The organism is Streptomyces sp. SLBN-118, from assembly GCF_006715635.1.
In the GTDB taxonomy this organism is placed as follows: domain Bacteria; phylum Actinomycetota; class Actinomycetes; order Streptomycetales; family Streptomycetaceae; genus Streptomyces.
Genome location: NZ_VFNP01000001.1, coordinates 181,683 through 198,804 on the forward strand (window position 1 = coordinate 181,683; position 17,122 = coordinate 198,804).

Consider the following 17,122-nt stretch of genomic DNA (forward strand, 5'->3'; position numbering starts at 1 on the left):
GTGGGTCGGTGGGCCATCTGCCCCCAAGGGGCGGCCAGCGTCAGCTAGTCCGAACAGCGCAAAGCCAGCGGCACCCCGCTCGTCCGGATGCACTTCGCGCTCGCCGACTGCGACCCATGCCCGCTGAGAGCGAGGTGCACCAAGGCAGCCAACGGCAAGTGGGGCCGCAGCCTGACCCTGCTGCCCCGCGAGCAGCAGCAGATCCTGGAACAACGACGCGCGGAACAGCAGACCGACGCGTGGAAAGAACGCTACGACGCGCGAGCCGGGGTGGAAGGCACCATCTCCCAGGCCGTCCGCCGCACCCGCCTACGACGCACGCCCTACCAAGGCCAGCACAAGACGCACTTGGCGAACATCCTCTCCCCCACCGCTGTCAACATCGCGCGCGTCGACGCCTGGCTGAACGGCACCCCACTCGGCGCAACCCGCGTCTCCCACCTCGCTCGGCTTGCCCTCGCGGCATGACCTCAGCACGAGAACCGCTTTGCGCCTTTCCCAACGGAGTCCTGAAGGCAGGGGATTCCTCACCGGGATTGCTGGTCCTACGGGCAGTTGCACGGCCTCATGGCTTCCGTCCGTCTCACCGGAACCAATCTTGATGGCGAGTGGCGGATGCACTTGCTCGTCGTTCCAGGCAAAATAACCTGTTCGCGTGGCAAGATGTACGACTCAATCACTGTTCCGTGTGAGGGTGTTCTGAGCTACTCGGACGACGGGTATCCGGCCAGCGCTTCATCCTTTTTTGGAACTGCGGAAGGTGAAACGCAGCGCGATATACCCCGCGCTTTCCTCCGAAGCGCTTCGCACGAGGTAGTTCATGGATTTAACCAGATTCATCAGGAGCTAGAAGGGGGTGCCGACAACTCTGACCTGCTCGGCACCCCAACCACCGGAGATCCTGGCGTGTTCCCGGATGACATTAACCTCAGAGTCAACAACTGGGTGCGTCACCATCTAAGACATCTTCCCGGCCCCGTGGTACGGCCGGGCGGACATACGTTCTCATCCTGGTCGGCCACGCTGGTCCCGTCAGCAGACCTCAACCTCGCTCCGGACACCTTGGATGTCACGGTCACTGCAGAGCAAAGTCAGATTGAACTCGGCGAACCGATCGCGTTGACCTGGACGGTCACGAACTGCGCCGATTACCCCGTACTCGTTCCAGACCCTGTGACGGTGGAGTCGACGTATGCGCACATCACTGTTATCGACTCGAACGGGCAGCGTCGCTCGATACCCACTTTCATCATCGAATGCGATGCGTTAAAAATTAGCGAACTCGGGCCAGGTGAATCACGCACCGGAGAACGCGACTGTACTTCCCGGAAGTTGCCAGAGTCGGCATCGCTTAGGTTGCGGACTTCGGGTCTCGGATCCTCAGGCGTTTCCATGGTGGCCTCCGCTCCCATGCTCGCTCTCCCCAGCTCGTAGGCGCCTCCGCCAAGGCGTCCATCAACCGATCGGTTCTTGGACACACGCTGATCGGGAGGATTGGACGGCTCTCCGCGTGTCCGGCAAGGGTGTCCAGCAACTCGGCCCCGTAGTCCTAGCTCAGACACCAGGGAGCAAGTAACCCGCCACCCGCCAGTAGCTTTCAGGGCTTCGTGGTAACGGTCTTCTTCGGCTGCCGGGGCACGGTTTTGGTCTTGTCAAGGTGTCCGTACACCTCGACCTCGCCACGCCGAAGAGGTCGGCGATCTGTTGGACGGTCTTCTCACGGGCGTCGTAGAGCTGCACCGGTGAGGAGTTCGGCTGGGGGCCTGATGCGGTTACGGCCGTGGGGCGAACCGGAGGCGTAGCAGGCGGACCCAAGGCGACCAACGGGCCGGCTGAGGCAGTCGGCCGGTGGCCTCCCGCTGGATGTTGTCGAACATGTCGTGGAGGAGTGCCTCGTGCAGCCAGCGAATCACCACTGGCCACAACAGGCGCATCCGGCCCTCAACGCGCCCGGCGGCGGTGTGGAGGACCTGGCAGCGCTTCGGTCCGTCAGGGACGACGAGAAACTCGTGATAGCCGCTGAGGCCGAGCCCGGGGGCGAAGGTGAACCGCACTCGCCTCCCGGGCTCGTACTCGCTCACCGAATATCGGATCCTGCCGTGTCCGCCACGCGAACCGACGGCGAGGCCGGCATCAAGGTGAAGGGGCGACCAGGCGGGGACGGGCCATATCCGGTCCTGCCGTGTGCTCAGCAGATCCAGGAGGGTGCCGACGTCGACGGCGGGTGCGTCGATCGTGCGGCGCTGGATGTTCTGCACGTTGTCTCCTTGGCGCGCGCCCCTCCATACGGGGGCGTATGGGGGGACCGTACGCTACCGTATGGATATGGAGCAAGAGCGACGGCGACTGACCGCAGACGACTGGGCGGCGGCTGCCCTCACCGCAATCGGCGCAGGTGGCCTCGCTGCCGTGGCCATCGAACCGCTGGCCGCTCGGCTCGGCACCACCAAGGGCAGCTTCTACGGGCACTTCTCCAACCGCGAGGCACTCGTCGAGGCCGCGCTCTCGCTCTGGGAAAAGCAGTTCACCGAGGCGTACATCGCGACGATGGCCACCGAGCCGGACCCGATGGCCCGATTGCGCATGCTGTTCACGCGCATCATTGGGAACGCGGGACAGGACGCCCTGGCTGTCAACGTGCTCGCCTCGGCCGACCACAGGCTCGTCGCACCCGTGGTGAGCCGCGTGGAGCAACGCCGAATCGACTACAGCTTCGCCCTCTTCGAGGAGATCGGCTTTCCGCCGACCGTGGCGGCCCAGCGCGCAATGCTGGGCTACACGGCATACGTCGGCCACAGCCAGCTGGCAACCCGGCTGCCAGGTGTGCTGCCGCTGAAAGACGCCGATCAGCTGACCCGCTACATCGACTCCGTGCTCAACCTCCTGCTGCACGACGCCCCCGGTCCCACCGCCCCGGTGTGAGCGGCCCGCCGGCTCAGCGCCAAGTTCGGTGAGAAGACCCGGCGTCCAGATGGGGAAAATCTGACCTCGGTGCTGACGGAGGTCTGCTGGCCCCTGCCCCACAGGCTCGGTGCTCCACGGTGTACAGGCACCTCGACAAGACCAAGACCGTGCCCCGTCAGCCCAGAAAGCGGTCGCCGCAAAGCCCTGAATGCTACCAGCGGGTTACTTGCTCCCTGGTGTCCGAGCTAGGACTACAGGGCCAACTCGGCGTCACTGCTCCATGACGGCGGAGTTGTCGGCCCAGACTGACTCCCTAGTGCTGTGACCGCATAGGTTCGCCGGGTTGGTGGTCGTGGCGGTTGGATGTGCGGTGACGTCCGATCCGACCGCTGGAGGTGCGGTGGCCGAGCCTGTCCGTGTGCGCAGACTGACCGACCAGGAAGGGCAGAAGCTGCAGCAGATCGTGCGCCGGGGCAGCACGAGTTCGGTGCGCTACCGGCGCGCGATGATGCTGCTGGCCTCGGCCGGCGGGAACCGGGTACCGGTGATCGCCCAGCTGGTGCAGGCCGACGAGGACACCGTCCGGGAGGTGATCCACCGGTTCAACGAGATCGGCCTGGCCTGCCTGGACCCTCGGTGGCGATCCATGGCTTGCGCTGTGCGGCGCGAATGTTGCCATAGTGAAGATCCCGGTACAGCATCGGGTCCTCGGGCTCATCGGCCAGTTCGGCCACCGCCGATGCCCAGCTTCGTAGGAGTTGATGGTCGGCCGGGTCGGCCAGATTCGTGATCGCCTGTGGGGCTTGCTCCAGCATTTCGGAGGCGAGGTCGCCGAGACTGCGCAGTCCCCGCGGCGAATATTTCGGCAGCGAGCTGCTCCGACAGAGGGGCGTGACGCGCAAACACACGAGGCACCACCTGCAATGTGTTGCTGATGGGACCGCGAGTAGAAGAATCGTCGACGGAAGTACGCGGACTGCGGTCGATCTAGGAATTGCGATGCCCATGCAGACGAACAGGCGTTCCCCTTGTGTGTGTTGGTGATTAGCGCGACGCTGTCGGCACGCCAGACGTCAAAAACTGTGAGGCGGGCGTCCCAGGGGGAACAATGCGCATTTCCGGTATGGATATGAGAACGTGTTTAACCGTCGAGCAGGCCGCTTCCGTTTTCCAGGAGACCGCCGCGTCGATGTTCACTGGAGCGGCCAAGCTGTCTGCGGGGCTTCGTCGGCTCACCAATCAGTTGCCGGGCGCCCAACGGGTCGAGTTCTTCACCCCTCGCAGTGAGTCGCCTTTCGCAGCGCTGGAAAGCGACGAGGCCGATTTCTGCGTCGGTGTATCAATACCCAAAGCCGCTGGCAGTGGTGGAGGAGTCGTGGTTGTGCAGTTCTTCGCTTGGGATCGAGGGGATCACCGAGAGATCAGGCTCCGATCGCCCAGTACCATCGGCAGTTCTGGATCGACCCGTCAGGTGCTTGTTGGCTTGCGTCAAGCCTATGCGGCCAAGGATACGCAGCTTAAGATCCAAGAAGTCTAGCTCCGCTCAATGTGCAACAGGCAGAAAATCACCCAACGTGGAGGATGGAAATGCCGGACGAAGCAACCCAGGTCGAAGGCCAGCGCAAGGCAATTCGAGAGCACATTGAAAAGTATAAGAGGTTCAAGGCTGCCAATGACGACGGAGCCGCCCGGACAGCAACCAGCACCATCGAAAACGCGCAATCCCATATCGAGAAGCTGCGCCGACGGAAGCCGAGCATCGCGTCTGACCCCCTGGACTCGTGGAGGCCGTAAGCCGTTCACTTCAACTGCTACGGCTGGACCTAGTTGTTCTGTCCACGGAGGTTGGTGACAGTGATCACGGCTGGGTGATCTTGAACGAGTGAGGGCCTTCCGGGTTCGGTGTGGATTGCGACATCTCCACCGAACGATCAGAAGGCCCTCATGCCCCACCGTAATGCACCCCTGACCGAGACCGGCCGCCTGCGCCTGGCCCGCTGCGTCGTCGAGGACGGCTGGCCGCTGCGCCGTGCCGCCGAACGCTTCCAGGTCTCGCCCACGACGGCTCAGCGGTGGGCCGGCCGCTACCGCGAACTGGGCGAGGCCGGGATGGCCGACCGCTCCTCCCGGCCCCACCACAGTCCGCGCCGGACACCGACCCGTACCGAGCGGCGGATCATCAAAGTCCGTGTGCTGCGCCGCTGGGGACCGGCCCGCATCGCCTACCTCCTCGGACTGAACCCGGCGACCGTGCACCGCGTTCTGATCCGCTACAGCCTCGCCCGCCTGGCCCACCTGGACCGCGTGACCGGCCGGGCGATCCGGCGCTACGAGCACGCCGCCCCGGGCGACCTCGTGCACGTCGACATCAAGAAACTCGGGAACATTCCCGACGGCGGCGGCCACAAGGTCCTCGGCCGGCCGGCGGGCCGCAAGAACCGGGCAGGCGTCGGCATGAGCTTCCTGCACAACGCGGTCGACGATCACTCCCGCCTGGCCTACAGCGAGATCCTCACCGACGAGAAGAAGGAAACCGCCGTCGGATTCTGGCAACGGGCCAACGACTTCTTCACCGCCGCCGGGATCACCGTCAAGCGGGTCCTGACCGACAACGGCTCCTGCTACAAGTCACACCTGTGGCGCAACTCCCTTGCAGGGCAAGGCATTTCACACAAGCGCACCCGCCCCTACCGGCCCCAGACCAACGGGAAGGTGGAGAGGTTCAACCGGACCCTGTTGGATGAATGGGCCTACGCGAAGGCATACCGGACCGAGACCGAGCGACGCGAGGCCTACCCCATCTGGCTGCACACCTACAATCACCACCGCGGACACACCGCGCTCAAGGGCCAACCACCCGCCAGCCGCGTTCCCAACCTCACGGGTCAGTACACCTAGTGCTCTGACCGCCTAGCTGCGAGGCTGCGGCGGCGTGGGGGCGTCCGCCCCAGCGGATGCCTCTCTCGCTGCGGATGCGGGCGCGTTCCTTGCGTTCGGCGGCCAGGACGTCGCGGTGGCGGGCGTTGGCGTTGCGCCAGCGCAGGTAGGCATGCAGGGCCCGGGTCTGCACGGTGTGGTTGGGATAGTTCGAGTTGGCGATGGTGAACTGCCGAAGCGGTCCGAAGTGCGCCTCGATCGGGTTCGCCCACGAGGCGTAGGTCGGAGTGAAGCACAGTTCGGCCTTGTTCTTCTTCGCCCAGCGGCGGATGTCGCTCCCCTTGTGGGCGGACAGGTTATCCATGATCACATAGATCGGTGCGCCGTCAGGCCGGGCGGCACGGATCGTCTGCAGCGCGGCCAGCGTGTTCGCGGAGCCTTTCTTGCGGCGGTTGACGCCCCACAGGCGGTCGTCACAGACCGAGTAGCAGCCGTGGAAGTAGCGCACGCCGTGGGTGCGGTGGTACGTAGCCGGCACCCGGTCGGGCCTGGTCTGCGCGGCCCAGCAGCTGCCGCCGGTGGGTCGGATCCCGAGGGGGCCGAACTCGTCGAAGGCGAAGACTCGGTCCGGGAAGCGGTCCAGGACCTCCTCGATACGGCCCAGCTTCGCCTCGCGCTCGGGGTCCGGGGATTCCTTCCATGTCTTGGTGCGCTGAAAGGTGACACCGCGGCGGGCGAGCAGGCCGCGTAACACCTCGCGGCCGATGTAAATCACCCGACCGTGGATTCTCCGTAGGTAGGCGACGAGTTTGCGCAGTGACCAGCGGGTGAAGGGCTGGCCGAGTTTGGTGGGGCGGGTGGTGGCCGTCTGGATGACGAAGTCCTCGTCGTCAGGGCTTGGTTGGCGGGGACGGCCTCCCGCCCACCGAGGGTCCAGGCAGGCCAGGCCGATCTCGTTGAACCGGTGGATCACGTCCCGGACGGTGTCCTCGTCGGCCTGCACCAGCTGGGCGATCACCGGTACCCGGTTCCCGCCGGCCGAGGCCAGCAGCATCATCGCGCGCCGGTAGCGCACCGAACTCGTGCCGCCCCGGCGCACGATCTCTGCAGCTTCTGCCCTTCCTGGTCGGTCAGTCTGCGCACACGGACAGGCTCGGCCACCGCACCTCCAGCGGTCGGATCGGACGTCACCGCACATCCAACCGCCACGACCACCAACCCGGCGAACCTATGCGGTCACGGCACTAGCCGGGTTCGGAGTCGTCGTGGATGGTCAATGCTCCGGCAAGGTCGAGGTCGGCGTTAGTGCCGTGTGCCCCGGCGCGGACGAGCAGCACTGCGCCGAGCGCGGTGCTCCAGAACGTCCTGGCCTCCACGTCGAGTGGTCGACGGGCCCTCCAGCCGCGACCGTCGATGAGCTGGCTCACATAGCGCTCAGATTGTCGGAACAGCAACTGGAGGTGCTGGTCGACCACGGGGGCGAGTTCGGGCTTGGAGATCCCGGCTGCGAGTGCTCGCGCGACTGACGGGAGCGAGGGCAGAGACAGTACGGCGCGGGCGATGTTGCGCCGAAATGTCGCCGCATCGGGGGCTTGGCGACCGATGCGCTCCATCCGTCGGGCGTCGTGCAGCAGGCCGAGGAAAGCGGCGTGCACGAGCAGCGAGTCCTTGGAGCCGAAGTAGTAGGTGACCTGATTGGGGAAGACCCCTGCCGCGTTCGCGATCTCCGCGACGCTCACCTCAGCACCGGGCCGCTCCTTGCAGAGCCGTGCAGTTGCCTCAATCAGCCGGCGCCTCGTCGCGCGACCACGGTCATGCGACCGAGCCGACGTTGATCGAGCTTCGGTTCGTTTCTTCTCCACACCCCAAATTGTATGTGATACAACAAGGCTTCGTTCGCTTGTATCGCATACAAGAAAGGTCCAAGGGCATGCACCGGACTGAAGTCGTCGTGACCGGACTCGGCGCGATCACACCACTCGGTGAAGACGTGGAGTCCACCTGGGACGCCCTGCTTGCCGGCGAGTCCGGCATCCGCGGCGGCGTCCTGCCCGGCCACGAGGACGCCGGCCTTCCCGACACCGTCGCGGGGACGATGGCGATCGACCCCGCCGAGTTGCTGCTGCCAGTGCAGGCCAGGCGGCTCGACCGCTCACAGCAGGCAGCCTTGACCGCAGCCGCCGAAGCCTGGGCCGATGCCGGTGCCCCGCGAGTGGACCCGGACCGGCTCGCATCAGCGATCGGCACGGGCATCGGGGGCGTACGGACGCTGCTGAAGGAACACGACGTACTGGAGGCGGCCGGGACACGGCGCGTCTCGCCACGCACGGTCCCGATGCTCATGCCCAATGCGGCGGCAGCGCTGATCAGTATCGAGTACGGCGCACGGGCCGGGGTCTACACGCCCGTCTCGGCGTGCTCTTCCGGTGCCGAGGCAATCGCCCTGGGGGCCAGGCTCATCCGTGCCGGCGAGGCGGACGTGGTCATCGCGGGCGGAACCGAGGCCGCGATCACCCCGATCACCGTCGCCGGCTTCGCCCAGGCACAAGCACTGTCGCGATACACCGCCGAACCCGCCTCAGCCTCCCGGCCGTTCGCCGCGGACCGCAGCGGATTCGTCCTCAGTGAAGGCGCCGCTGTCATGGTGCTCGAAAGCGCCGAGCATGCCAACGCCCGGAGCGCGCGCGTCCACGCAGTGCTCGCGGGCGCTGGCATCGCCTCCGACGCTCACCACATCACGGCGCCCGCTCCCGACGGCTCCGGTCAGATCTCCGCCATGCTGAAGGCCCTCGCGCAAGCCGGCTTGGCTCCCGAGCAGATCAGCCACATCAACGCCCACGCCACCGGAACTCCGGTCGGCGACGTCGCCGAGGCGCACGCGATCGGGGAGGTCTTCGGCCGCGCCACCGTGACAGCCCCCAAGGCGGCCCTCGGCCATCTCTTTGGCGCCGCGGGCGCGATCGAAGCGCTCATCGCCGTCCTCAGCGTGGAGCACGGCGTCATCCCGCCGACCCGCAACCTCACCGCGGCCGGCGTCGGGCCCGACATCGACCTCGATGTCGTCGCAGAGCGACGAGACGTCCCCCAGGAAGCCGTGCTCAGCAACTCCTTCGGCTTCGGCGGACAGAACGTCTCACTCATCGTCACCGGCGCACGGCACCACGCGTCCGGTACAGCCTCGACTACACCATGACCCACGCGAACGCACCATTGTCCGTGGAGGGGCGCCGCCGGTTGATCGAGCGTTGCAAGACTCGTCCGATCGCGGGTAACTGGGACAAGCGCACTCCGCGACTCGGCGTCTCGCACCGCGGCCAGAGTCTCCAGTGACGTTCGCCCTGGCGGGGAGGGCCGGGCGGTCTTCACGGCCAGGAGTGCGGCCGAGCGCGTGGCGACGCTGGGCGCCTGACCCTCGCGCTTGTCGATGGGGATGTTCAGGTCGACCCCCTGGCCGCTCACTCAGCGTAATTGAGCTGCGGGCTTCAGTTGCGAATACGCGACACCTCAACATGTGACCTCACCAGCTCGGGGCGTTTCTGACACCGGCTCTATGCAGGTGAAGCGCGAAGTGCGGCGGCACTGTGAAGGGGACATGGTGGAGAGATCAGAAATCTGCCTGTTGCCGTGCACGAATACCCGTTCTGCTTAGGGCGTCGTGAATTTCCCGGGAGGACACATGACGGACTTCGCTCCTCGCCCGCGCTACTCACTGCGCTGGCAGGCATCACGGGACTGGCCCCTGGCGGGCGGCGCCATTTCGGCGGTGCTGAGCTTCGCCATGCTGTTCCCTCCCTGGCTCACAGCCGACGGCGAGAGCGAGAACGCTTTCGGCGACGCGCTGCAGTCTGGCGGTCCGGCGCTGATCATCGTCATGGCACTTGCGGTAATCACCCTCCTCGGTATGGCCGCGGCAACGGCCGGCCGACGCTACTTGACGGCAGCACTCGTGCCCTCCTCGAACCTCCTGGTCATTTACGTGGTGAAGGTCGCCGACGTGTCCGACCTAGCAGACCTGTACAGCAAGCTCGCAGCTTCGCTCCCAGGCGCGAGTGTCGGCACCGGCGCCGGGTTGTGGCTGGGGTTCGTCTTCGCCTTGCTGACAGTGCTGTTCGTGCTCTTGGCAATGGGCCTTAAGTGGGGGACAGAAGACGCTCTTGTGTATCCCGCGGCCCTCCGCACGCCACGTGAGCCTCATCCCGGCGTTCCACCAGATAAGTCCTCCAGTTATCCTCCGCCTCCTCCAAAGGACTCACCCGATACCGCTCATGAAACTGGCAACGAGTGAAGCGGGCGACGGGCCAATGGAGGTGGCACGAAGGTCAGGGCACTCGCCCATGAGGCGGATGTGAGAGCCGACGACGTGCATCACAACGGCTGCTCTGGCGGCCGGAGCCGCCGCCTGACTGCACGACACGATCGAGGACGACGTGCTCTCCCGCGAGTGGTTCGAGTCAGCCGAACTTCCGCAGGACGTGAAGGACCTGGTCGACGCGATGACCAAGCGCCCAGGCGAGGGCGACGAGTCATACGCGCAGCGGATCCTCGCCACGCCGCTCGCCCGCCTCATCAAGGAGGCCGGCCGGTGCGCCGGACCGCCCACCCTCATGCACACTCCTCAACACCGGGCAGCGTCCCAACACCCCGTCGCCAGCATCTTCACGCACGGTCCGCAGCCAGACCGTCCGCGTCCGTCCGCCCGCCCGCAGCGGCGGCGCTGCTTCTGTGACTCCTCCCCCTCTAAACGGGGGGCTTCTCGCTATGCCGGGTTGGCGTCGCGTCGGACCAGCCCGGCCCGTAGAACGTTGGTGGCTCCCACTGTGTCCGCGTGCGCGCTGTGGCCGCATGAGACGCAGTGGAACTTCTCCTGTGTGGGCCGGTTCTCCTTGACGGTGTGCCCGCATGCGGGGCACCGCCGGGAGGTGTTGCGGGAGTCCACCGCCATCACTTCCCGTCCGGCGCACTCTGCCTTGGCGTTCAGGACCGCGAGGAACACCCCCCATCCGGCATCAGCGATCGAGCGGTTCAGCACGGCCTTTGCCGCAGCTCCGTTCGGGGCGTAGGTGCCGTCCTCGTTCGGACGCGGCTCGGGGGCCTTGCTCATGTTGCGGATCTTGAGGTCTTCGTGCGCGATGAAGTCGTGTTCGCGCACGAGGTCAAGCGCGGTCTTGTGTGCGTGGTCGAGCCGCTGACGGCGCACTTTGCGGTGCAGCCGGGCAACCTCCTCAACGACCTTGCCGCGACGTTTGGAGCCGCGCTTGCACCGGCTGAGCGCCTGTTGAGCTGCTCCGAGTTTCGCGGCGGCCTTCTGCCCGTGACGCGGGTTGGGCACGAATCCGCCGCCTGAGTCGGCGAGGAAGTTGGCTAGGCCCATGTCGATGCCGACCACGCTGCCGGTCCGCGGCAGCGGCTCGGGGAGGGTCTGCTCGGCGGTCAGGATCACATACCAGCGGCGTCCTTCGCGCTTGACGCTGATCGTTTTGACTGTGCCGACCACGGGCCGGTGCTGGTGCACCTTGACGTGCCCAACACCTTGGAGGCGTACGCGGGTAACGGGGTCGTGCGCAGTGGAGTCCCAGCGGCAGCCGTCGCCGTCCTTGGGGAAGTCCACGGTGTTGACGCGGGCCGCTCCACGAAAGCGCGGGTATCCGGGCTTGTCTGCGGCCTTGATGCGGCGGAAGAACGCGGCGAATGCCTTGTCCAACCGGCGCAGGGTCGCCTGCTGGGAAGAGAACGACCAGCGGCCCTGACATTCCGGATCGCATGCCCGGATCTCCTTGAGCTGCGCGGACTGCTGCCCGTATCGGACCGTGGTCTTCGAGGCGGGTCGGTAGGCGTCGCGGCGTTCCTGCAAGGCGCCGTTATAGAGCGAGCAGTGATCGCGCAGCATCTCGCGAAGGGCCTGGTCCTGGCGGACGGTGGGCCGCAGGAGGAACTTGTACGCGCGGATCATCCAGCCCACCCCCTTCGGTCGAGTTCACTTGATCATACTACGCTTGGTCTATGTCACCACGCTGGGAACCAAACCCCGATCTTCGCCGAGGCCGTCACGTCATCTACCACCTGCATGCCCATCTGGTCTTCGTCACCAAATACCGGCGCGGCGTCTTCACCGACGAGATGCTGACCCGTTGCGAGGAGATCATGCGCGACGTGTGCACAGGCTTCGAAGTCGACCTACGTGAGTTCAATGGCGAGGGCGATCACGTCCACCTCTTGGTGCACTACCCGCCCAAGGTCGCCCTGTCGAAGCTGGTCAACAGCCTCAAGGGCGTCTCCTCCCGGTACCTGCGACAGGAATACACCGGCACGATGAACCGGGCAATCATGCACGGCCACCTCTGGGCACCGTCCTACTTCGCCGGATCATGCGGCGGCGCACCACTCCAGGTGGTGAAGGACTACATCGAGAACCAGAAGCGGCCCGCCTGACCGTCACCACGGAGCCGGAGCGAACTCCGGCACTTCGCGCCTCCGGGCCAGGGATCGCATTCCCTCCCGGCCTGAAGGCCGGGATTCCCTGCGAGGATCAGGGATGGAGGAAGGCAGCGCCGCCGGAGATGACGCGCACGGCGGGGACCTTCTACATCGGGTCCATGCCCCGGGTGTCAGTGCCGCTTTCCTGCTCGCTCCGCTCTTCCGTGCGGCGCGCCTTGTCCATCAAGCGCTGGCGCTCCTGGGGGTCGTTGGCGCGCTCTGCCGCGTCCTTCAACTCCTGTGCCCTCTGGCGCATCTGCTGGGCGCGGCCGCCGGAATCACCTGCAACGCTCATGATCACTCCTTTGTGATGAGGGAGAGCGGTCACCCAAAGCGAAACAGCGCCCTGGGTCGATCGCGCGTGGAACAGTCACGGAACGTGATCTGCCGTGGCCCTCGACCTGTCACGGGCGTCAGCTCGAACCGCTCCGCCGTTCGCCGACGACGTAGGTGGCTGTCCTCCCGACGAACCGCGTGCCGGTACGTTGCCGCGGCTTCCGGTCGGTGGTCACCGAACCGACCAACGCATGGCGGCACGGCAGTCATCGTGGGCCAGGAGATCCGCGCCTGGAAGCCCGGAGAGTACTGAAGATGGGCGACCACCTTCGCGGTCAGTTATCCGCCCAGTCGAGTGAGCGCCGCCGGGTGGACGACTGGGCGATGCCGTTAGCGGGCGCTGGTGCGGGGCACCCATGGGTTCCAGGGGCTTGTCCGCTTCAGCGGCATGGCCCGCACCCGTAATCGTGGAAGAAGGAGTGCTGCCGGATGACCACCGCGCGAGAGATCATGACGGCGGGCGCCGAGTGCATCGGCGCCCAGGAGACGGTGCTTGAGGCCGCGAAGAAGATGACCGAGATGAGGGTGGGTGCGCTGCCGATCTGCGGCACGGACGAGAGGCTCAAGGGCATGCTCACCGACCGCGACATTGTGGTGAAGGTCCTGGGGGTGGGCAAGGACCCGGCCGAGGTGAAGGCCGGTGACCTCGCCCAGGGCGAGGCGGTCACCATCGGCGCCGACGATGATGCCGAGGAGATCCTTCGCACCATGAGTGAGCACAAGGTCCGGCGTTTGCCCGTCATCGACGGGCACACTCTGGTCGGCATGGTCGCTCAGGCCGACGTCGCCCGTGCCCTGCCGGACCCGAAGGTCGGTGATCTCCTCCAGGCGTTGTCCGCCGACTGATCGGCTGGTGTGGCGAGAGGGGCAGGCGAGGCGCCCCGGTAGTACGGGGTGCGGGGGACTCCCTCCTGCTGAGGAGTCCCCTGCACCGGGTTTCGCTCCTGCTACATGTGCGGCTGGCCGTAGTAGCGGCCGAACTGCTCCAGGTAGGTGGGCTCACCGGCTTGCTTGGCTTCGTCGAATTCGGGAGCGTCTTTGATCTGGTCTTTGGTCCGGTTCACGTAGACCGTTTCTGCGGCTGGGTCGATGCGCTCGATAACGCCCGCGGGCAGCAATACGCGTTTGCCGAAGATCCAGACTCCGGTGTCGACGACCAGGTAGGAGGAGCCGACGTCTTCGGAGTGCTTGTCGATCTTGCCGATGTGGCCGTCGCTGGCTTCGACCTTGTAACCGACGAGGTCGATCCCCTGCCGATATCCCGCGGTGGGCCGATAGCCCCAGATGTCTTCACTCACAGCAGTGCCTCTCGGTGCATGACAGATACGAGAATCCGCCGCTCGTCGCCGAACGTACGTCCGCGGTACCGGATCTGCCACTCGGCCCCCGCGCAGCCGTCGGCCCTCCCGTGGGGAGGCCGGGAGGGACGGCGCGGCCCCCACCCAAGGTGACAGCACCCGGGCGGGCCAGGGGGTGGGGATCGCCGCCTGGGGGCTGGGGGATCATCGTCGCCACAGCATTGCACTGGATTCAGCCAGACAACGGGGTCGTGACTTGAATAAGTCGTGGTGGTCGCGGTGCTCGGCGGTAGCTGGGGCGATGCCACTTTCCGGAGCTACTACTCCCCCACCGCGTGGCCGGGGGTGCGGGCAGGCCGGCGCGCACAGTGGCGAGGTCGTCGTCGGTGCCGGACCAGTGGCGATCCAGCGCCTGTGGACCGGCGTGCCGAACGAACGAGCGCATGGTGGCTGCGACCACGATGGCGTCGTCGCCATAGCCGAGGACCGGAGTGAAGTCCGGTACCAGGTCGAGGGGCACGGCCAGGTAGGCCAACAGCAACCACAACCGGATCCGGACGCCACGGGGCAGCGCGGGGTCGCGCCCCAAGGCGCGGATGAACGCAGCAGGGCCCGAAGGACCCGAATCGCCTCGGCGGAACCGCCGGGCCCCGAAGCGGTCGGCCGGCTGCGCGTTCACCTCATCCGGGTGATGCCGCGCCGGCCGCACCTCGGACAGCATGCAGGAAAGACGATCCCCGAGAACCGATGGGGAGTGCGGGCATGCGTTACGAGTTCCGCCTCACCGGCCGCCTGTCCAAGCCCATCACAGAGGCCTTCCCCGAACTGGAGGAAATCCCCGCCGCGCCGCAGACGCTGCTGTTCGGCGCCGTCACGGATGAGGCGCATCTGTACGGACTGCTCATGCGCTTCCAGGACTTGGGCCTGCACATGGTGGAGATGCGCCGGCTGCCGGATTGACCAGTTCCCAGTGCGCGATGGTGACGACAGGAGCGCACCTGACACCACAGGAACGGGCCCCATCGGCAAGGCGGTCCGCGCCCGGGTGCCACGCTCCAGCCATGCCGTTGGTACCGGGCCCGTCGAGATCATCGCCCGCCACTCGCGGCCAGGGACTCGTGCCCGTCCGCTACGGCCCCGGCGAAGAGCGTGGGGCCCCGCGACACCCGAAACTCTCTGAGTGCCTGAAAGGAAAATTCCCCAGGTTGTGGGCATGCTGATGCGTCCCGTGGCCATGGCCGGTAGAAGGGTCTGGTCAAGCTGCAGGGTGAGGGCCTAGAACTTTGAGCTGTGCAGGCTTCGCTCCAGCCCATCCGGAGAGCAGACGAGACTGCAGCCACGAGAGGGACCGCCATGACCACGCCGCTGGAAGATGAAGGGACGACGCCGCACGTCCGAGTGATGCTCGTTGGCTTCACGTTGCAGGTCGGGTACGAGGAGACGGCTGTCCCGCTGCTGCGCGCCGACGGGCACGTTCACCGTCCCCCGGCCCCGGTGAAGCTGCGAGAAGGTGCGGAATGCCGGGCTGTGCTGACGTTCCGCGTGGCAGGTGACGCCGTCGATGGTCTCAAGGTCGTGCACGAGTGGTGGAAGGGGGGCACGGAGGTGGCCAGGCGCGAGGTACTGCTGGGGGACTTCAGGGTGGGCGGGCCCTATGAGGTGGTCCTTCCTGCGGAACGGTTGCCCAGTGGACCAGGCGCGCGGGGACTTTACGAAGCCCGGGCCAGGCTGATCGACGACATCCACAGGATTCTTGGCGAGCAGGCGTACACCTTCGAGATCACAAGGATGCTGCCCTGAGCATCCACCACCGGCCCCGACGGTGAAGTTCGACCCGGCGGTCCCGTCGGGAACGGATTCCGTGGACCCCAAAAGCCTGTTCCACGTCGGCCCCTGCCGTCTTGCCCAAGTCCCCGGCGTGATCACGCAGGCGCGGGCGGATCCGTGGCCAGTTCGTCCGCGTACCGGCCCGTGACCAGGTAGACCACGCGGCGGGCCACCGAGACGGCATGATCGGCGAAACGCTCGTAATAACGGCCGGCCAACGCCACGTCCACGGCCGTTTCCACACCATGCTGCCACCGGTCGTCCAACAGGTGCTGAAAGATCATGCGGTGCAGCTCGTCCATGCGGTCGTCGTCCTTTTCCAACTGCAGCGCAGCGTCGACGTCCTGAGTGACGAGCACTTCGGCGGTCTGCGCCATCAGACGCTGCGCAAGCTGGCCCATCTCCAAAATGGTCCGCTGCAGATCGCTGGGCACCGCATGCTCAGGGTGGCGAAGCTGGGCCAGCTTGGCCACGTGCAGAGCAAGATCACCACCGCGCTCAAGATCCACGCTCATGCGCAGCGAGGTGACCACGAGGCGCAGATCCGTGGCGACCGGCTGCTGCCGCGCCAGCAGCGCGATCGCCCGGTGCTCCAGATCCCGCTGCAGACCATCCACCTGGACATCGGCCGAGATCACACTCTCCGCAAGCTGCAGATCCGCATCCAGCAGAGCGCTGGTGGCCCGGCCCATGGCAGCACCGGCCAGGTGTGCCATTTCCACCAGGCCGTCTCTGAGCGACGCCAGCTCCTCGTGATAAGCCGCCCTCATGGATCCTCACCCTCCAGTCCCACCTCAGCCAGTCTCCACCGGAAGCCAGACGAGCACACCTCGCGCACCTCTCAAGCCGCCCCCGCTATCCCACCGACGCGATCGAATCCGGGGCCTTGAATGGGCTGCCCGGTCTTCCATCGGCTTCTCCCTCGGCCCGGCGACCAGCTGCCTGATCGCGTTCGGCGAGAGAAGTATTCCGCTGCGTGAACAGCGTGAGTAACGCGACCAGTTGGCGTCGCCCAGCGCGGTCGCCAACCATGAGCAACGCATTCTCTTGCTATGCATACTAAAAGTATGCGTAATTCAGGTATGCGGAACGGTGCCGCGCAACAGCCCGCAAAGGAGGGCCCGTGGCCATAAGCACCCGGACCGAGGCCGACGAGCTGGACCCGAACAAGCAGGGGGTCCTTTCCCGCCGTCGGCGGCGACCGGCCAACAAGCAGCGCCTTACGCAGCCCATCCCCGCGGGTGCGGGGAGCACTGCTCCTGGTGCTCGACGGCGTACGCCATCTCGGGACCATCCCCGCGGGTGCGGGGAGCAGCTGTCTGTACGCAATCGGACCCTGTGGTCGAGGGGACTGGCTCTATACACGGGTACGGGAGTCGTTTGTTGACGACTTCGGGAGTGCCTCG

General features: G+C 66.2%; 17 protein-coding genes and 4 pseudogenes. 12 read left to right on the forward strand and 9 right to left on the reverse strand.

Annotated elements, in window-relative coordinates; all coding sequences use genetic code 11:
- Nucleotides 1-69: 69 nt before the first annotated feature.
- Nucleotides 70-468, forward strand: a pseudogene (locus FBY35_RS00880) (transposase); the annotation flags it as partial.
- Between the two features lie 99 nt (nt 469-567).
- Complete coding sequence (locus tag FBY35_RS00885) at nt 568-1,434, forward strand: hypothetical protein (RefSeq protein ID WP_142211938.1); 867 nt, start codon at nt 568-570, stop codon at nt 1,432-1,434.
- Between the two features lie 338 nt (nt 1,435-1,772).
- On the opposite strand, the gene FBY35_RS00895 is transcribed toward FBY35_RS00885, so the two are convergent.
- The gene (locus FBY35_RS00895; protein WP_142211939.1) at nt 1,773-2,258 is read right to left on the reverse strand and encodes an SRPBCC family protein; all 486 of its coding nucleotides are present in this window, start codon (nt 2,256-2,258) and stop codon (nt 1,773-1,775) included.
- A 67-nt stretch (nt 2,259-2,325) separates the two neighbouring features.
- On the opposite strand from FBY35_RS00895, the gene FBY35_RS00900 reads away from it, so the two are divergent.
- Both FBY35_RS00900 and FBY35_RS00905 read left to right on the forward strand, forming a co-directional pair.
- Nucleotides 2,326-2,922 carry a TetR/AcrR family transcriptional regulator gene (locus FBY35_RS00900; protein WP_260848454.1) on the forward strand — a complete coding sequence of 199 codons (597 nt, stop codon included), beginning with the start codon at nt 2,326-2,328 and terminating at the stop codon, nt 2,920-2,922.
- A gap of 382 nt (nt 2,923-3,304) precedes the next feature.
- Nucleotides 3,305-3,544 (forward strand): annotated as a pseudogene (locus tag FBY35_RS00905) (helix-turn-helix domain-containing protein); the annotation flags it as partial.
- On the opposite strand, the pseudogene FBY35_RS36775 reads toward FBY35_RS00905, so the two are convergent.
- Nucleotides 3,537-3,791 (reverse strand): annotated as a pseudogene (locus tag FBY35_RS36775) (hydroxyurea phosphotransferase); the annotation flags it as partial. The pseudogenes FBY35_RS00905 and FBY35_RS36775 overlap by 8 nt on opposite strands.
- A 221-nt stretch (nt 3,792-4,012) precedes the next feature.
- Between FBY35_RS36775 and FBY35_RS00915 the strand changes: the two are divergent.
- Nucleotides 4,013-4,441: a hypothetical protein gene (locus FBY35_RS00915; RefSeq protein WP_142211942.1), complete on the forward strand. Its 429-nt coding sequence runs from the start codon at nt 4,013-4,015 to the stop codon at nt 4,439-4,441.
- 407 nt (nt 4,442-4,848) lie between these two features.
- Nucleotides 4,849-5,802 carry an IS481 family transposase gene (locus FBY35_RS00920; RefSeq protein WP_142211943.1) on the forward strand — a complete coding sequence of 318 codons (954 nt, stop codon included), beginning with the start codon at nt 4,849-4,851 and terminating at the stop codon, nt 5,800-5,802.
- On the opposite strand, the pseudogene FBY35_RS00925 reads toward FBY35_RS00920, so the two are convergent.
- Nucleotides 5,783-6,942: pseudogene (locus FBY35_RS00925) on the reverse strand (IS630 family transposase). The gene FBY35_RS00920 and the pseudogene FBY35_RS00925 overlap by 20 nt on opposite strands.
- An 83-nt stretch (nt 6,943-7,025) precedes the next feature.
- Nucleotides 7,026-7,520 carry a TetR/AcrR family transcriptional regulator C-terminal domain-containing protein gene (locus FBY35_RS00930; protein ID WP_260848455.1) on the reverse strand — a complete coding sequence of 165 codons (495 nt, stop codon included), beginning with the start codon at nt 7,518-7,520 and terminating at the stop codon, nt 7,026-7,028.
- Between the two features lie 191 nt (nt 7,521-7,711).
- Between FBY35_RS00930 and FBY35_RS00935 the strand changes: the two genes are divergently transcribed.
- Together FBY35_RS00935 and FBY35_RS00940 are read left to right on the forward strand one after the other, a co-directional pair.
- Nucleotides 7,712-8,974 (forward strand): beta-ketoacyl synthase, encoded by a 1,263-nt coding sequence (locus FBY35_RS00935; RefSeq protein ID WP_142211945.1) that lies wholly within the window; start codon nt 7,712-7,714, stop codon nt 8,972-8,974.
- Between the two features lie 483 nt (nt 8,975-9,457).
- Nucleotides 9,458-10,066: a hypothetical protein gene (locus tag FBY35_RS00940; protein WP_142211946.1), complete on the forward strand. Its 609-nt coding sequence runs from the start codon at nt 9,458-9,460 to the stop codon at nt 10,064-10,066.
- Nucleotides 10,067-10,537: 471 nt separating this feature from the next.
- On the opposite strand, the gene FBY35_RS00950 is transcribed toward FBY35_RS00940, so the two are convergent.
- A complete protein-coding gene (locus tag FBY35_RS00950; protein ID WP_142211947.1) occupies nt 10,538-11,731 on the reverse strand; it encodes an RNA-guided endonuclease TnpB family protein in 1,194 nt (397 codons plus the stop codon).
- A 50-nt stretch (nt 11,732-11,781) separates the two neighbouring features.
- On the opposite strand from FBY35_RS00950, the gene tnpA reads away from it, so the two are divergent.
- The gene (gene tnpA / locus FBY35_RS00955; protein WP_142211948.1) at nt 11,782-12,210 is read left to right on the forward strand and encodes an IS200/IS605 family transposase; all 429 of its coding nucleotides are present in this window, start codon (nt 11,782-11,784) and stop codon (nt 12,208-12,210) included.
- Nucleotides 12,211-12,361: 151 nt separating this feature from the next.
- Here the strand turns inward: tnpA and FBY35_RS00960 are convergent, their stop codons facing one another.
- Nucleotides 12,362-12,550, reverse strand: coding sequence for a DUF6381 family protein (locus FBY35_RS00960; RefSeq protein ID WP_142211949.1), 189 nt, complete (start codon nt 12,548-12,550; stop codon nt 12,362-12,364).
- 470 nt (nt 12,551-13,020) lie between these two features.
- On the opposite strand from FBY35_RS00960, the gene FBY35_RS00965 reads away from it, so the two are divergent.
- A complete protein-coding gene (locus FBY35_RS00965) occupies nt 13,021-13,437 on the forward strand; it encodes a CBS domain-containing protein (protein WP_142211950.1) in 417 nt (138 codons plus the stop codon).
- A gap of 101 nt (nt 13,438-13,538) precedes the next feature.
- Here the strand turns inward: FBY35_RS00965 and FBY35_RS00970 are convergent, their stop codons facing one another.
- Both FBY35_RS00970 and FBY35_RS00975 read right to left on the reverse strand, forming a co-directional pair.
- Complete coding sequence (locus FBY35_RS00970) at nt 13,539-13,889, reverse strand: PRC-barrel domain-containing protein (protein WP_142211951.1); 351 nt, start codon at nt 13,887-13,889, stop codon at nt 13,539-13,541.
- 232 nt (nt 13,890-14,121) lie between these two features.
- Nucleotides 14,122-14,610, reverse strand: a complete 489-nt coding sequence (locus tag FBY35_RS00975; protein WP_222123088.1) for a YkvA family protein — start codon at nt 14,608-14,610, stop codon at nt 14,122-14,124.
- Nucleotides 14,611-14,651: 41 nt separating this feature from the next.
- On the opposite strand from FBY35_RS00975, the gene FBY35_RS00980 reads away from it, so the two are divergent.
- Both FBY35_RS00980 and FBY35_RS00985 read left to right on the forward strand, forming a co-directional pair.
- Nucleotides 14,652-14,849, forward strand: coding sequence for a hypothetical protein (locus FBY35_RS00980; RefSeq protein ID WP_142211952.1), 198 nt, complete (start codon nt 14,652-14,654; stop codon nt 14,847-14,849).
- A gap of 393 nt (nt 14,850-15,242) precedes the next feature.
- Nucleotides 15,243-15,689 carry a hypothetical protein gene (locus tag FBY35_RS00985; protein WP_142211953.1) on the forward strand — a complete coding sequence of 149 codons (447 nt, stop codon included), beginning with the start codon at nt 15,243-15,245 and terminating at the stop codon, nt 15,687-15,689.
- Between the two features lie 122 nt (nt 15,690-15,811).
- Here the strand turns inward: FBY35_RS00985 and phoU are convergent, their stop codons facing one another.
- On the reverse strand, nt 15,812-16,486 hold the full coding sequence (phoU, locus tag FBY35_RS00990; protein ID WP_142211954.1) for a phosphate signaling complex protein PhoU: 675 nt from the start codon (nt 16,484-16,486) through the stop codon (nt 15,812-15,814).
- Between the last annotated feature and the right edge of the window lie 636 nt (nt 16,487-17,122).

Bases quoted from the DNA above. Each gene is read 5' to 3' on its own strand.
- FBY35_RS00885 (WP_142211938.1), top strand. From the start codon at position 568: ATGGCTTCCGTCCGTCTCACCGGAACCAATCTTGATGGCGAGTGGCGG.
- FBY35_RS00900 (WP_260848454.1), top strand. From the start codon at position 2,326: ATGGAGCAAGAGCGACGGCGACTGACCGCAGACGACTGGGCGGCGGCT.
- FBY35_RS00915 (WP_142211942.1), top strand. From the start codon at position 4,013: ATGCGCATTTCCGGTATGGATATGAGAACGTGTTTAACCGTCGAGCAG.
- FBY35_RS00920 (WP_142211943.1), top strand. From the start codon at position 4,849: ATGCCCCACCGTAATGCACCCCTGACCGAGACCGGCCGCCTGCGCCTG.
- FBY35_RS00935 (WP_142211945.1), top strand. From the start codon at position 7,712: ATGCACCGGACTGAAGTCGTCGTGACCGGACTCGGCGCGATCACACCA.
- FBY35_RS00940 (WP_142211946.1), top strand. From the start codon at position 9,458: ATGACGGACTTCGCTCCTCGCCCGCGCTACTCACTGCGCTGGCAGGCA.
- FBY35_RS00950 (WP_142211947.1), bottom strand. From the start codon at position 11,731: ATGATCCGCGCGTACAAGTTCCTCCTGCGGCCCACCGTCCGCCAGGAC.
- tnpA (WP_142211948.1), top strand. From the start codon at position 11,782: ATGTCACCACGCTGGGAACCAAACCCCGATCTTCGCCGAGGCCGTCAC.
- FBY35_RS00960 (WP_142211949.1), bottom strand. From the start codon at position 12,550: ATGAGCGTTGCAGGTGATTCCGGCGGCCGCGCCCAGCAGATGCGCCAG.
- FBY35_RS00965 (WP_142211950.1), top strand. From the start codon at position 13,021: ATGACCACCGCGCGAGAGATCATGACGGCGGGCGCCGAGTGCATCGGC.
- FBY35_RS00975 (WP_222123088.1), bottom strand. From the start codon at position 14,610: ATGCTGTCCGAGGTGCGGCCGGCGCGGCATCACCCGGATGAGGTGAAC.
- FBY35_RS00980 (WP_142211952.1), top strand. From the start codon at position 14,652: ATGCGTTACGAGTTCCGCCTCACCGGCCGCCTGTCCAAGCCCATCACA.
- FBY35_RS00985 (WP_142211953.1), top strand. From the start codon at position 15,243: ATGACCACGCCGCTGGAAGATGAAGGGACGACGCCGCACGTCCGAGTG.
- phoU (WP_142211954.1), bottom strand. From the start codon at position 16,486: ATGAGGGCGGCTTATCACGAGGAGCTGGCGTCGCTCAGAGACGGCCTG.